General features: G+C 68.8%; 13 protein-coding genes and 1 pseudogene. All 14 read left to right on the forward strand.

The features are described from left to right. Positions 1 to 2,178 (forward strand): annotated as a pseudogene (locus ACWEJ6_RS19375) (hypothetical protein); the annotation flags it as partial. Then, positions 2,178 to 2,552, forward strand: a complete 375-nt coding sequence (locus ACWEJ6_RS19380; RefSeq protein WP_352349993.1) for a hypothetical protein — start codon at positions 2,178 to 2,180, stop codon at positions 2,550 to 2,552. The pseudogene ACWEJ6_RS19375 and the gene ACWEJ6_RS19380, both read left to right, overlap by 1 nt. A 354-nt stretch (positions 2,553 to 2,906) precedes the next feature. After that, positions 2,907 to 4,172: a serine hydroxymethyltransferase gene (locus ACWEJ6_RS19385; RefSeq protein WP_452425107.1), complete on the forward strand. Its 1,266-nt coding sequence runs from the start codon at positions 2,907 to 2,909 to the stop codon at positions 4,170 to 4,172. Between the two features lie 57 nt (positions 4,173 to 4,229). After that, positions 4,230 to 5,519 carry a glycosyltransferase family 4 protein gene (locus ACWEJ6_RS19390; protein ID WP_358283433.1) on the forward strand — a complete coding sequence of 430 codons (1,290 nt, stop codon included), beginning with the start codon at positions 4,230 to 4,232 and terminating at the stop codon, positions 5,517 to 5,519. Between the two features lie 131 nt (positions 5,520 to 5,650). Next, on the forward strand, positions 5,651 to 6,073 hold the full coding sequence (locus ACWEJ6_RS19395) for a hypothetical protein (RefSeq protein WP_387668012.1): 423 nt from the start codon (positions 5,651 to 5,653) through the stop codon (positions 6,071 to 6,073). Positions 6,074 to 6,138: 65 nt separating this feature from the next. Further along, a complete protein-coding gene (locus ACWEJ6_RS19400; RefSeq protein WP_229824207.1) occupies positions 6,139 to 6,354 on the forward strand; it encodes an AtpZ/AtpI family protein in 216 nt (71 codons plus the stop codon). A gap of 67 nt (positions 6,355 to 6,421) precedes the next feature. Next, positions 6,422 to 7,219 (forward strand): F0F1 ATP synthase subunit A, encoded by a 798-nt coding sequence (atpB, locus tag ACWEJ6_RS19405; RefSeq protein ID WP_352350001.1) that lies wholly within the window; start codon positions 6,422 to 6,424, stop codon positions 7,217 to 7,219. Between the two features lie 69 nt (positions 7,220 to 7,288). Then, positions 7,289 to 7,519 carry an ATP synthase F0 subunit C gene (gene atpE / locus ACWEJ6_RS19410; protein WP_188190622.1) on the forward strand — a complete coding sequence of 77 codons (231 nt, stop codon included), beginning with the start codon at positions 7,289 to 7,291 and terminating at the stop codon, positions 7,517 to 7,519. A gap of 32 nt (positions 7,520 to 7,551) precedes the next feature. Further along, positions 7,552 to 8,103, forward strand: a complete 552-nt coding sequence (locus ACWEJ6_RS19415; protein ID WP_352320415.1) for a F0F1 ATP synthase subunit B — start codon at positions 7,552 to 7,554, stop codon at positions 8,101 to 8,103. Further along, positions 8,103 to 8,912 carry a F0F1 ATP synthase subunit delta gene (locus ACWEJ6_RS19420; RefSeq protein WP_452425111.1) on the forward strand — a complete coding sequence of 270 codons (810 nt, stop codon included), beginning with the start codon at positions 8,103 to 8,105 and terminating at the stop codon, positions 8,910 to 8,912. Before ACWEJ6_RS19415 ends, ACWEJ6_RS19420 begins: the two co-directional genes overlap by 1 nt. Positions 8,913 to 8,952: 40 nt before the next feature. Then, positions 8,953 to 10,602 carry a F0F1 ATP synthase subunit alpha gene (atpA, locus tag ACWEJ6_RS19425; RefSeq protein ID WP_387668008.1) on the forward strand — a complete coding sequence of 550 codons (1,650 nt, stop codon included), beginning with the start codon at positions 8,953 to 8,955 and terminating at the stop codon, positions 10,600 to 10,602. Between the two features lie 3 nt (positions 10,603 to 10,605). Beyond that, entirely contained in the window at positions 10,606 to 11,508 is a 903-nt protein-coding gene (locus ACWEJ6_RS19430; protein ID WP_358283441.1) for a F0F1 ATP synthase subunit gamma, read from the forward strand. Position 11,509: 1 nt separating this feature from the next. Continuing rightward, a complete protein-coding gene (gene atpD, locus ACWEJ6_RS19435; RefSeq protein WP_358283443.1) occupies positions 11,510 to 12,958 on the forward strand; it encodes a F0F1 ATP synthase subunit beta in 1,449 nt (482 codons plus the stop codon). Between the two features lie 68 nt (positions 12,959 to 13,026). After that, a complete protein-coding gene (locus ACWEJ6_RS19440; protein ID WP_080042501.1) occupies positions 13,027 to 13,428 on the forward strand; it encodes a F0F1 ATP synthase subunit epsilon in 402 nt (133 codons plus the stop codon). Positions 13,429 to 13,447 lie beyond the last annotated feature (19 nt).

The following is a 13,447-nucleotide window of genomic DNA, read 5'->3' on the forward strand; positions in this document are numbered from 1 at the left end:
GACCCCAAGCCGACGGACCCGCCCGCGTCGAGGGACCACGACCCCAAGCCGACGGATCCGCCTGCGTCGAGGGACCACGACCCCAAGCCGACGGATCCGCCTGCGTCGAGGGACCACGACCCCAAGCCGACGGACCCGCCTGCGTCGAGGGACCACGACCCCAAGCCGACGGACCCGCCTGCGTCGAGGGACCACGACCCCAAGCCGACGGACCCGCCGACGCCCAAGGACCCCGACAGCAAGACCGGCGACGACGGTGCCAAGGCCGACGGCGACGGGAAGGCGTGCGACGGCGCCGACAAGGACACCGGGACCAGCGGAAACGACGCCAGGACCGACGACCGGACCGGTGAGCGGACCGGCGACCGCACAGACGGCCGCAGCGACGGCAGCACCGGCGACACCCCGGCCGCCGACGACCCCAAGGCCCCCGACCAGGACAGCAGACGCGACCGGGGAGCGGAGGCCGACACCGGCACCGCCAACGTCCCCGCGAAGGACCAGCCGGACGACCCGCACAAGCCCCAGGTCGTGGTGGTCGACGGCGTGAAGGTCCTCCAGGTGCCCATCGACCCGCCCACGGCCGAACAACTGGAATCCCTGCTCAAGAACGTCGACAACGTGCAGCCCGCCGACATGCCGACCGTGCACGCCGACGGCGGTGCGGCGGCGGCGGGCGGAGGCGAAGGGCTGTCGGTGCCGACAGGAGAGGGCGGCACCGACCCCTCGACGACCACCGCAGGCACCACCACCGGCCACCACCCCGGCACCACAACCGCCACCGGCCACCCGTACGGCACCGCAACCGCGACCGGTCACCCCTACGGCGCTGCAACGGCCGCCGGTCACCCCTATGGCACGTCAGAAGGCACGGGTGCTCACTTTGGCACCGCAGGCGACACGACCTCCCACAACGGCACCCAAGGCGATACGGCCACCCACAACGGCACCACCGGAGACGCCTACGGCGGCCCCACCGGGGACAGAGGCGCCCAACAGGGCATCCCAGGGAACGCGGGCAACACCCACGGAACCCACGCCGACGGCATCTCCTCCACCCCGACCCGCCCCGACGCCACCACAGGCACCGGCACCCAGCCCATCGGCGACACCGGCCGGGCCGACGGCGCAAATGGCCACACGGACACCGGCACAGGCCGGGCCGACGGCTCCAGCGGCGGCGCGAACAGCGACACCGGCCGCTCCGACGGTGGCACCACGGACACCGGCCGCACTGACGGCACCGCCTGCGCCGACGACAAGGCCACGAACGGCACCCGCACCGACGCGGACACCGCCAACGGCAGCCGCGACGCCGGCAGCGGCACCGGCGGCAACACCGACGATGGGCGCGCGAACGGCGGGCGTGGCGGCGTGGGGACCGGTGGTGGTGCGGCTGATGCTGGTCGGGCTGATGGCGGTGCTGTGAACGGTGGTCGTGACGTCGGTGGCGGGTACGGCGATGGTGGGCGTGCCGATGGCGGCGCGGGTAACGGGCGTGTCGATGTAGGGACCGGTGGTGGTGCCGCTGATGCTGGTCGGGCTGATGGCGGTGCTGTGAACGGTGGTCGTGACGTCGGTGGCGGGTACGGCGATGGTGGGCGTGCCGACGGGGGCGCGGGTAACGGGCGTGTCGATGTAGGGACCGGCGATGGGGCCGCTGATGCAGGGCGTGCTGATGGTGGCGTGGCGGACGCTGGTCGGGCCGGTGCGGACGGTGGAGCGGCGGGGCGGGGTGATGGGTCTGCTGGGGTGCGGATTCCGCCTACGGCGCCTGGAGGAGGGGCGGCCGTCTCCGCTGGAGGGGACGTTTCTGCTGGAGGGGACGTATCGGCTGGTGGTGGTGATACAGGGCGTCATGGTGCGGCTGTTTACGGCGGCGGGGGGCATGGTGTCGGGGGGCATGGTGATGGTGGGGCGCGGGGCTTGGACGGCGGGGGTGCCGGTGGGAAGTGGGTGAGTGAGGGGGACGGGGTTGTGGCTGTGGATGTGTCCGCGGCCGGGCCGGAGGCGATCAGGACTTTGATCGACGACGTCCGCGACATTCAGCCGCTCGACATGCCGTCCGTGGAGGTTCCGCCCGGTGAGTACGGCGAGGGCGACTGGGCGCCCAGGGACATCAGGCCGGACGGTCCATCGGGTGAGGCCGATCCCGGGACGCCGGGAAGGAGCGTGTGATGTACGTCGACCCGCCCGCCCCCAGGCCCAGGAGCAGGGACGAGATGCCGCCCGTCACCGCCGCGGGCCCGCTGGACAACCAGCCGCTGGCCTACGAGTTCAACCCCGACTACGAACGTCTGGTCACCGCCTGGAACACCGTCATGCCCATGCTGGAGAAGCTCAGCACGGCCCTCGACAAGGCGTACGCGCTGGCCAAGAGCCCGCAGACCTGGGACGCGCCGGTCGGCGATCGATATGTGCAGGACATCCGGGAATGGCGGTCGAAGCTGGCTCTCTACCGTCACGCCGTGCTCACGGCGATCAGCGACCAGGCCGACGACACCCCGAGGTGGATCCCCAGCCAGACCGGCGCACCACACGCCTTCCCCTGACCTCCGCCTTCCCCGGCGCTTCGCGGTTCCGGTGCTTCGCGCTCCTTGAGCTGCGTGCTCCGGTGCTTCCGTGGCCCCGGTGCCTCCGTGGCCCCGGTGCCTCCGTGGTCTCGGTCGTTCCCGTGGTCTCGGTGCTTCCCGGTCGCGGAACATCACGGTCCCTGAGTTGCGCGGTCCCAAAGCTTCGCGGTCCGTGCGCTTCGCGCTCTCGGAGCTTCGCGGTCGCCGCCCTCTGGCCTTCGCAGATGAACGCCCTCATGGCTCTGACCGACACGGAACCCGTGCCCTCGCAAGCGACCGCCCTCGCAGCGCGGTTATCTGGGCAAATCGGACACACGGTCGTACAGTGGAGAAATGGGTGGGGAGCCGTACTACGGGCCCGACTTCGGGTGGTTGCGGCGGCAGGATCCGGAGCTGGCGCAGGTGCTGCTCGACGAGCTCGAACGCGAACGCGCCGGCCTCCAGCTGATCGCCGGCGAGAACTTCACCTCCCCCGCGGTCATGGCCGCCCTGGGCTCCACCCTCACCAACAAGTACGCCGAGGGCTACCCCGGCAAGCGCTACTACGGCGGCTGCGAGGTCGTCGACCGCGCCGAACGGCTGGCGGTGGAGCGGGCGCGCAGGCTGTTCGGGGCCGAGCACGCCAACGTCCAGCCGCATTCCGGCGCGAGCGCCAACCTGGCCGCCTACGCCGCCCTGCTCCAGCCCGGCGACACCATGCTCGCCATGGCGCTCCCGCACGGCGGCCACCTCACGCACGGCTCGAAGGCGAACTTCTCGGGACGATGGTTCGACGTCGCCTCCTACGGCGTGCGGCGCGACACCGAGCTCATCGACTACGACGAGGTGCGCGACCTGGCGCTGCGACGCCGGCCCAAGGTGATCGTGTGCGGCGCGACGGCGTACCCGAGGCTGATCGACTTCTCGGTCTTCCGCGGCATCGCCGACGAGGTGGGCGCGTGGTTGCTGGCCGACGTGGCGCACCCGATCGGCCTGATGGCGGGCGGGGTGATCCCGTCGGCGGTGCCGTACGCGGACGTCGTGACGCTGACCACGCACAAGGTGCTGCGCGGGCCGCGCGGCGGCGCGATCCTGTGCACGGAGGAGCTGGCCGGCAAGATCGACCGGGCGGTGTTCCCGTTCGTGCAGGGCGGGCCGCTGATGCACGCGGTGGCGGCCAAGGCGGTGGCGTTCGGGGAGGCGCTGCGGCCGGAGTTCGCCGAGTACGCGGGCCGCGTCGTCGCCAACGCCCGCACGCTCGCCGGCGCGCTGGACGGGGCGGGCATGCGTCCGGTCACCGGCGGCACCGACACCCACCTGGCCCTGATCGACCTGCGTGAGCTGGGCGTCTCGGGCGCCGAGGCCGAACGGCGCTGCGCGGCCGCCGGCATCACGCTCAACCGCAACGTCATCCCCTACGATCCGGAGCCGGCGGCCGTCACCTCCGGGATCCGGGTGGGCACGGCGTGCGTGACCACGCAGGGCATGGGCCCGCGGGAGATGGAAGAGGTGGGAAGTCTGCTGTCGATGTCCGTGCGCGATCCGGCCGTAGCGCCCGAGGTCAGGGAAAGAGTGGCGGCGCTTCTCGCCATCCATCAGCCATATCTCAGCGAATATTAAGCTGGTCTGTGTCGGTTTCCGGTCACAGCTGGCCGGAGCATCCGGGAAACTAGGTCCGTGCGCGAATACCTGTTCATGGCGCTCATCTCGGCAGCGGTGACGTATCTGCTGGTCCCGCTGGTGCGCCGCTTCGCCATCCGCATCGGCGCCATGCCCGAGGTTCGCGAGCGCGACGTGCACACCACGCCGACGCCGAGGCTCGGCGGCCTGGCCATGTACGGCGGCCTGGTGGTCGGCCTGCTGGTCGCCAGCCAGCTGAAACACACGGGCGCGGCGCTGTCGGAGTACGACGGCAAAGCCGTCACCGCGTTGATCGTCGCCGGCGGCCTGATCACGCTCACCGGCTTCCTCGACGACTGGTGGGGCATGGACGCCTTCATCAAGCTCGGCGGGCAGATCGCGGCGGCGGGCGTGCTGGTCTACTTCGACCTGCGGCTGCTCTACATCCCGCTGCCGAAGGACTGGGGCGGCTCCACCAGCCTCGACTACACGCTGAGCACGATCATCACCATCATGATCGTGGTGGTCACCATCAACGCCGTGAACTTCGTCGACGGCCTCGACGGGCTCGCGGCCGGCATCGTGTGCATCGCCGCCATGGCCACGTGGGCGTACTCGATCCTGCTGGCCCAGAGCATGAGCGTGGGGAACATCACCACGACGGCGGCCATCGCGGCCGTCCTCATCGGCACGTGCCTGGGCTTCCTGCCGCACAACTTCCATCCGGCCAAGATCTTCATGGGCGACACCGGGGCGATGCTGATCGGGCTGGTGCTCGCCTCCTCGATCGTCACGGTGACGCCGCTCGACCCGGCCGCCATCGAGGACATGAACAAGGTCCCGGTGCTGCTGCCGCTGATGCTGCCGGCGGCGGTGCTGGTCCTGCCGCTGATCGACCTGATCACCGCCGTGGTCCGGCGCACGTCCCACGGCATGTCGCCGTTCGCGCCCGACCGGGGTCACCTGCACCACCGGCTGCTGGACATCGGCCACTCGCACCGCCGTTCGGTGCTGATCATGTACGCGTGGGCGTTCCTGTTCGCCTTCGGCCTGGTGGCGATGTCCCGCGAGGGCGTGCCGGTGCTGCTGTTCGTGGTGGTCATCGTGCTGGCGCTGGCGGTGCTCGTCCTGATGGCCGCGCCGCGGTGGCGGGGGAGGGGCGGCGCGCACGCCGCCACGCGCGACAAGCAGCCCGACGACGACGGCCCGCCCACCGGCCCGATGCCCCCGATCGGCCCGGACACCCAGGTCAGGCGGCAGATGCCGCCGCAGGGCGGCCCTTCGGCGCAGGAACGCGCGAGCGCCGAGGGCAAACCGGTCATTCCTGCATTTCCGAGCCGTCCGTGATCGGGAACTAGAAACGGCAGGTAAAAGCGGTCTTCCGTGAGCTTGTGATATCTTTCACGAGCAGGGACCTCCAGACGCACATGTTCTGGAGGTAGCAAACGCTCGCTTGACAACATGCTGATGGAGCACCGATGCAGGCCAACGACGTGCGCGTACTCAAGAGCGCCGCTGTTCCGACCTTCGCGGTCGGGGTGGTCGCGGTCATCGTGGCGTTCCTCCTGGCGGGCGGCAAGGGAGCGCTCGGCGCGGCCCTCGGCACCTTGCTCGTCGGGGTTTTCTTCAGCATCAGCGTGGTAGCGGTCTCCTATGCCGCACGCGTCTCCCCGCAGATGATGGCGATCGCGGCGATGGTCAGCTACCTCGTCAAAGTCGTCGCCATCATGGTGGTGCTGTCCGCCTTCCGTGAGACCACCGCCTGGAACACCCAGGCCTTCGCGTGGTCCGTGGTCGGATGCACGCTCGTCTGGACCGGATTCGAGGTCCGCGCGTTCATGAAGACCAAGATGCTCTACGTCGACCCCGATGCCTCGGTCCCCGGAAAGGGCGACTCATGAGGCAGGTAAAGGGATGGGGTCCGATATGACTAGTCCTCCACTCGCCTGCTATCGTCGGGGCCGCGATGAGCGCACAGGAACGCCGGCCGGAACACGACGGTCGCGACTTCTCCGATGCCATGTGGTCAGTCCCCAGCTATCTGCTCGCCGGGATGGCGGTCTATGGCGGTCTCGGGTGGTTGCTGGACCGGTGGCTCGACATGTCCGCGTTCTTCCCCATAGGCGTGGTCCTTGGGGTCGTGCTCGGCGGCTACGCGGTCTACCGGAAGTTCGGTCGCTAACCCGACGCAGCGATCGCCTCGCTGAGGAAACCCTTGTGATCCACTACGACGTTGAAGGGAACGCCGCGTGATTGCGCTGACGGTCCTCGCCCCCGAAGACAACTTCCGGGCGCCATCGCCCGATGAGCTGTTCAATTCGTTCACGCCGATCATCCCCGGGGTGACCTGGTTCACCAAGCCGGTGCTGCTGGCGATGCTCAGCGCGCTCGTGGTGATCGCCGTGTGCTGGGTGGCCTTCGCCAAGCCGAAGCTCGTGCCGAGGGGCACCCAGAACGTCGTCGAGTACGGCTACATGTTCGTCCGTGACCAGATCGCCCGGCCGTTCCTCGGCAAGGACGCCGATCGGTGGATGGGCCTGCTGGTCACGCTCTTCTTCCTGGTCCTGTTCTGGAACATCCTCGGCGTGATCCCGCTCGCGCAGTTCCCGGTCGCCTCGCACATCGCGTTCCCGGCCGTGCTCGCGCTCTCGATCTACGCGATCAAGGTCTACCTGGGCGTCAAGCACCAGGGCGGCATCGGTTACTTCAAGAACATGATGTTCCCGCCCGGCCTGCCCAAGCCGATCTACTTCCTTCTGGCGCCGATCGAGTTCCTGTCGAACATGATCATCGCGCCGTTCACGCACGCTGTCCGACTGTTCGCGAACATGTTCGCCGGTCACATGCTGCTCGCGTTCTTCAGCATGGTCGGTTTCTGGTTCCTGTTCGAGAAGCTGACGCCCCTGGGCGCACCCGTCGGCGTGGTGGGCGTGATCATGACGATCATCCTGACCGGGTTCGAGATGTTCATCCAGTTCCTGCAGGCCTTCCTGTTCGCAATGCTGGCGTCGATGTACATCGGCGGCGCGCTGCACCCGGATCACTGAGAACCACATACCGGAATATCCATGACCGGTGGGACTCCCTTCACCGGCCGTCCAGTAAAGGAAATAGCAATGAGCGTTCTCGCTGAGGTCTCCGGCAACGTCACCGCCATCGGTTACGGTCTCGCCGCCATCGGCCCCGGCATCGGCGTCGGCATCATCTTCGGTCAGGGCGTGCAGGCCATCGCGCGTCAGCCCGAGGCTTACGGCCTGATCCGCCAGAACATGCTCCTCGGCTTCGTCCTCACCGAGGCCCTCGCCCTGATCGGTCTGGTCGCGCCGTTCATCTTCGCGGGCATCTAGGACCAGAAGAATTCTGACGAAAGGCTGCACCCATGATTAAGGCAGCTACGCTCCTCGCGCAGGAAGAAGGGGCGAACCCGCTCCTTCCGCACACGTTCGAGCTCGTCGTCGGTATCTTCTCGTTCCTCGTCGTCCTCCTCGTCGTCGGCAAGATTCTCGTTCCGCGCATCCAGAAGACTCTGGCCGAGCGGACCGACGCGATCGAGGGTGGCATCAAGAGGGCTGAGGAGGCCCAGGCCGAGGCGCAGAACCTCCAGCGGCAGTACGCGCAGCAGCTTGAGGAGGCCCGCCGCGAGGCCGGCCGGCTCCGTGAAGAGGCTCGCGAGCAGGCCGCGCAGATCAAGGCGGAGCTCCGCGAGGAGGCGCAGGCCGAGGCCCGTCGTCTCGTCGAGGCCGCGCACGCCCAGATCGAGGCCGACCGCGCCGCCGCGTTCGCGCAGCTCCGCACGGAGATCGGCCGTCTGTCCACCGAGCTGGCCGGCCGCATCGTCGGCGAGTCCCTGGAGGACGAGGTCCGCCAGAGCCGGATCGTGGACAGGTTCCTCGACGAGCTTGAGAGCAGCAACGCGCAGGCGGTGCGCTAATGCGAGGTCTGAGCAGGACCTCGTTGGCAGAGGTCGAGGAGCGCTTCAACGCGGTCGCGGGCAGCGCCGACCTCGGCGCGCTCTCCGACGAGTTGTTCGCCGTCGCGGATCTGCTCGACCGCGAGCACGGCCTGCGCCGCGCGCTGTCCGACCCGGCCAGGGCCGCCGAGCAGAAGGCGGGCACCGTCCGTGCCCTGCTCGGCGGCAAGGTCTCCGAGGCGGCCCTCGCCACGACCGAGGCCGCGGTCTCGGTCCGGTGGTCGCGCGCGGGTGACCTGGCCGACTCGCTCGAACGGCTCGGCGTCGTCGCCGCCGCCGCCGAGGCGGAGGGCCAGTCCAGGCTCGACGACGTCGAGGACGAGCTCTTCCGCTTCGGCCGTATCGTCGCCGCCAACCCCGACCTCCGACGCGCGCTCGCCGACGCGGCCACGCCCGCGGAGGGCAAGCGGCAGCTGCTGAGCGACCTGCTCGGTGGCAAGGTGGCCCCCACCAGCCAGCGCCTGATCACGCAGCTGGCGGTGCACCCGCGAGGGCGTAGCCTGGAAGTGGGCTTGGAGGAGTTCGGCCAGCTCGTGGCCCAGCAGCGCCAGCGCCTGGTGGCGGTCGTGCGCAGCGCGGTCGAGCTGTCCGACGCGCAGAAGCAGCGACTGGCCGACTGGCTGCGCACCTCCTACGGTCGTGACGTGCACCTGAACGTCGAGGTGGACAAGCGAGTGCTCGGTGGGTTCTCGGTCCGCATCGGCGACGAGATGATCGACACCACGATCGTGGGACGAATTGAAGAAGTCCGCCGCCGGTTGGCCGGCTGAGGCGCAGTGAGCGCCGAATGAATAGGGAGACAGAGTAGAGATGGCGGAGCTTACGATCCGGCCGGACGAGATCCGGGACGCGCTTGAGCGCTTCGTCCAGGCGTACGAACCGGAAGGCGCCGCGCGCGAGGAGATCGGGACCGTCGTCGACGCCGGCGACGGCATTGCCCATGTCTCCGGCCTTCCCTCGGCGATGGCGAACGAGCTGCTCGAGTTCGAGGACGGCACGCGCGGCCTGGCCCTGAACCTCGACCCCCGAGAGATCGGCGTCGTGGTCCTGGGCGACTTCAGCAACATCGAGGAGGGCCAGACGGTCCGCCGGACGGGCGAGGTCCTGTCCGTGCCCGTCGGCGACAACTTCCTCGGCCGCGTGGTCGACCCGCTCGGCAACCCCCTCGACGGCAAGGGCGCGATCGAGGCCGAGGGCCTGCGCGCCCTCGAACTGCAGGCCCCCTCGGTCGTCCAGCGGCAGCCGGTGAAGCAGCCGCTGCAGACCGGCATCAAGGCGATCGACGCCATGACGCCGATCGGCCGCGGCCAGCGCCAGCTGATCATCGGTGACCGTGGCACGGGCAAGACGGCCGTCGCCGTGGACACGATCATCAACCAGCGCGACAACTGGCTCTCGGGCGACCCCGAGAAGCAGGTGCGCTGCGTCTACGTCGCGGTCGGCCAGAAGGGCTCGACGATCGCCCAGGTGCGTTCCCGTCTCGAAGAGGCCGGCGCCCTGGAGTACACCACGATCGTCGCCGCCCCGGCCTCCGACCCGGCTGGTTACAAGTACATCTCCCCGTACACCGGTTCGGCCATCGGCCAGCACTGGATGTACCAGGGCAAGCACGTCCTCATCATCTTCGACGACCTCACCAAGCAGGCCGACGCCTACCGCGCCGTCTCGCTGCTGCTTCGCCGCCCGCCGGGCCGCGAGGCGTTCCCCGGTGACGTCTTCTACCTCCACTCCCGCCTGCTGGAGCGCTGCGCCAAGCTCTCCAGTGACATGGGCGGCGGCTCGATGACCGGTCTTCCGATCATCGAGACGAAGGGCAACGACGTGTCGGCGTTCATCCCGACCAACGTCATCTCCATCACCGACGGCCAGTGCTTCCTGGAGACCGACTACTTCAACGCCGGTATCCGTCCCGCCATCAACGTCGGTATCTCGGTCTCCCGAGTCGGTGGCTCGGCGCAGATCAAGGCGATGCGCAAGGTGGCCGGCACGCTGCGTCTGTCGCTGTCGCAGTACCGCGACCTGGAGGCCTTCGCGGCCTTCGCCTCCGACCTGGACGCGGCCTCCCGCGCCCAGCTGGAGCGCGGTCAGCGCCTGACCGAGCTGCTCATCCAGCCGCAGTACTCGCCGTTCCCCGTGGAGCGTCAGGTCGTGTCGGTGTGGGCGGGCACGACGGGTGAGCTCGACGAGGTTCCGGTCGAGGACATCCGCCGCTTCGAGCAGGAGTTCCTCGACTACCTGCAGAGCAGCCACAAGGGCATCTTCGACAGCATCCGCGAGACCAACGAGCTGTCGGACGACGCGGTGACCAGCCTCAAGGACGCCGTCACGGAGTTCAAGAAGGGCTTCACCACCTCCTCGGGCGAGCTCCTGGTCAAGGACGAGCCGGTGGCGCCGCTCGAAGCCGGCGAGGTCGGCCAGGAGAAGATCAAGAAGGTCGTCCGTCCGGCGACGGAGAAGTAGCTCATGGGTGCCCAGCTAAGGCTGCTGCGGCGGCGGATCAAGTCGGTCAAGTCGACCGCCAAGATCACGCGTGCCCAGGAGCTCATCGCCTCCTCGCGGATCGTGAAGGCGCAGATGCGGATGCAGGCGGCGCTGCCGTACGAGCGTGAGATCACTCGCGCCGTCACCGGCGTCGTCAGCAACGCGGCCAGCGTCGACCATCCGTTGACCGTGGCGAAGGAGAACCCCGCCAAGGCGGGCGTCCTCATCGTCACCAGCGACAGCGGGTTCTGTGGCGGCTTCAACGCCAACGTCCTGCGCGAGGCCGAGGCCCTGCGCGGGCTGCTGGAGAGCCGCGGCCTGACGGTGGTGCCGTTCGTCACCGGCCGGAAGGGTGTCACCTGGCACACCTTCCGCAACCGTACGATGGGCGGCCAGTGGGTCGGCTTCTCCAGGAAGCCGGCCTACGCCGACGCCAAGGAGATCGCGCAGACGCTGATCGACTCCTTCAAGGAAGAGGCGGGGATCGACGAGATCCACATCGTCTCGACCGAGTTCGTCTCGATGCTGACCCAGAACGTCGTGGTCAAGCGCGTGCTGCCGCTGGAGGTCGAGGAGACCGAGGCGACGGCCAGCGAGACGATCCCGCCGTACTTCGAGTTCGAGCCCACCGCGGGCGACGTGCTCGAATCGCTGCTGCCGCGCTATGTGGAGTCCCGCATCTTCACGGCGCTGCTGCAGTCGGCTGCTTCGGAGGAGGCCGCGCGCCGCCGCGCCATGAAGTCCGCCACGGACAACGCCAACGAGCTGATCCGCGTGTTCACCATGCAGATGAACCAGGCTCGCCAGGCCGAGATCACCCAGGAAATCAGCGAGATCGTCGGTGGCGCCAACGCGCTGGCTGACGCCGCAGCGGGGAAAGAGTGAAATGACTGCAGAGGCTGTTGAGACTGTTGAGCCCACGTCGGCCGGTGCCGGTCGTGTGGCCAGCGTCAAGGGGCCCGTCGTCGACGTGGAGTTCCCCGTCGAGGCGATGCCCGACATCTACAACGCGCTCAACGTCGAGGTGACCCTCGGCGGCGAGACCAAGACCCTGACCATGGAGGTCGCCCAGCACCTGGGTGACAACCTGGTCCGCGCCATCTCCATGCAGCCCACCGACGGCCTGGTCCGCGGTACGGCCGTCACCGACTCCGGCCACCCGATCTCGGTGCCCGTCGGCGACGTCGTCAAGGGTCACGTGTGGAACGCGCTCGGCGAGGCGCTCGACGTGCCGACCGCGTCGCTCCAGGTCACCGAGAAGTGGGGCATCCACCGGCCGTCCCCGCCCTTCGACCAGCTCGAGTCCCGTACCGAGATGCTGGTCACGGGTATCAAGGTCATCGACCTGCTCACCCCGTACGTGCAGGGTGGCAAGATCGGCCTGTTCGGTGGCGCCGGTGTGGGCAAGACGGTTCTCATCCAGGAGATGATCCGCCGTGTCGCCCGCAACTTCGGTGGCACCTCGGTGTTCGCCGGCGTCGGCGAGCGCACCCGTGAGGGCAACGACCTCTGGCTGGAGATGGAGGAGGCGGACGTCCTCAAGGACACCGCCCTCGTCTTCGGCCAGATGGACGAGCCGCCGGGCACCCGTCTGCGGGTGGCCCTGTCCGCGCTGACGATGGCGGAGTACTTCCGCGACGTGCAGAAGCAGGACGTGCTGCTGTTCATCGACAACATCTTCCGCTTCACGCAGGCGGGCTCGGAGGTCTCCACCCTCCTCGGCCGCATGCCGTCCGCGGTGGGTTACCAGCCGACGCTGGCCGACGAGATGGGTGTGCTCCAGGAGCGCATCACCTCGACGCGCGGTCACTCGATCACCTCCATGCAGGCGATCTACGTGCCCGCCGACGACATCACCGACCCGGCCCCGCACAACGCGTTCGCGCACCTCGACGCGCAGACCGTTCTGTCCCGGCCGATCTCGGAGAAGGGCATCTACCCCGCGGTGGACCCGCTCGACTCCACCTCCCGGATCCTCGACCCGCAGGTCGTGGGCGAGGAGCACTACCGGGTGGCCCAGGAGACCAAGCGGATCCTGCAGAAGTACCGCGAGCTCCAGGACATCATCGCGATCCTCGGTATCGACGAGCTGTCCGAAGAGGACAAGGTCACCGTGCAGCGGGCCCGTCGCATCGAGCGGTTCCTGTCGCACCCGATGTACGCCGCCGAGGCGTTCACCGGCCAGCCGGGCGAGAACGTCCCGCTGGACGAGACGATCGCCTCCTTCAAGGGCCTGTGCGCCGGCGAGTACGACCACCTGCCCGAGCAGGCGTTCTTCATGGTCGGCGGCATCGACCAGGCCGTGGCCAAGGCCAAGGAACTCGAGCGTCGCTGATCGCCCTACGGTAGCGGCACGGGTGGGAGAACCCGTGCCGCTACCTGATCGGAAAGGAACCTGACGAAGTGGCGAAGCTACGCGTAGGGGTTGTCTCACCCGAGCGTGAGATCTGGTCGGGCGAGGCCGACATGGTGATTGCCAAGACCGTTGACGGCGAGATCGGTATTATGCCGCAACACGCACCCGTGCTCGGCGTCCTCGTCGAGGGCGGCGTGCTGCGCGTCAAGCGGGAAGGTGAGCCCGAGCTCGTCGCGGCCGTTCACGGGGGGTTCATCTCCGTGGCCGATGATGAGGTGTCGGTGCTCGCCGAGGTCGCCGAGCTCGGTTCCGAGGTCGACGTCGCGGCCGCCCGAGACGCTCTCGACCGGGCTCAGGCCTCGATCGAGGCCAACCAGGAGGACGCCGACGCGGCGATCGAGGCGAAGCGGGCCAGGGCCCGGCTGCGCGCGGCGGGCGAAGAGGTTTAATACATACAACGGGATTCAG

The organism is Nonomuraea sp. NPDC004702, from assembly GCF_053601695.1.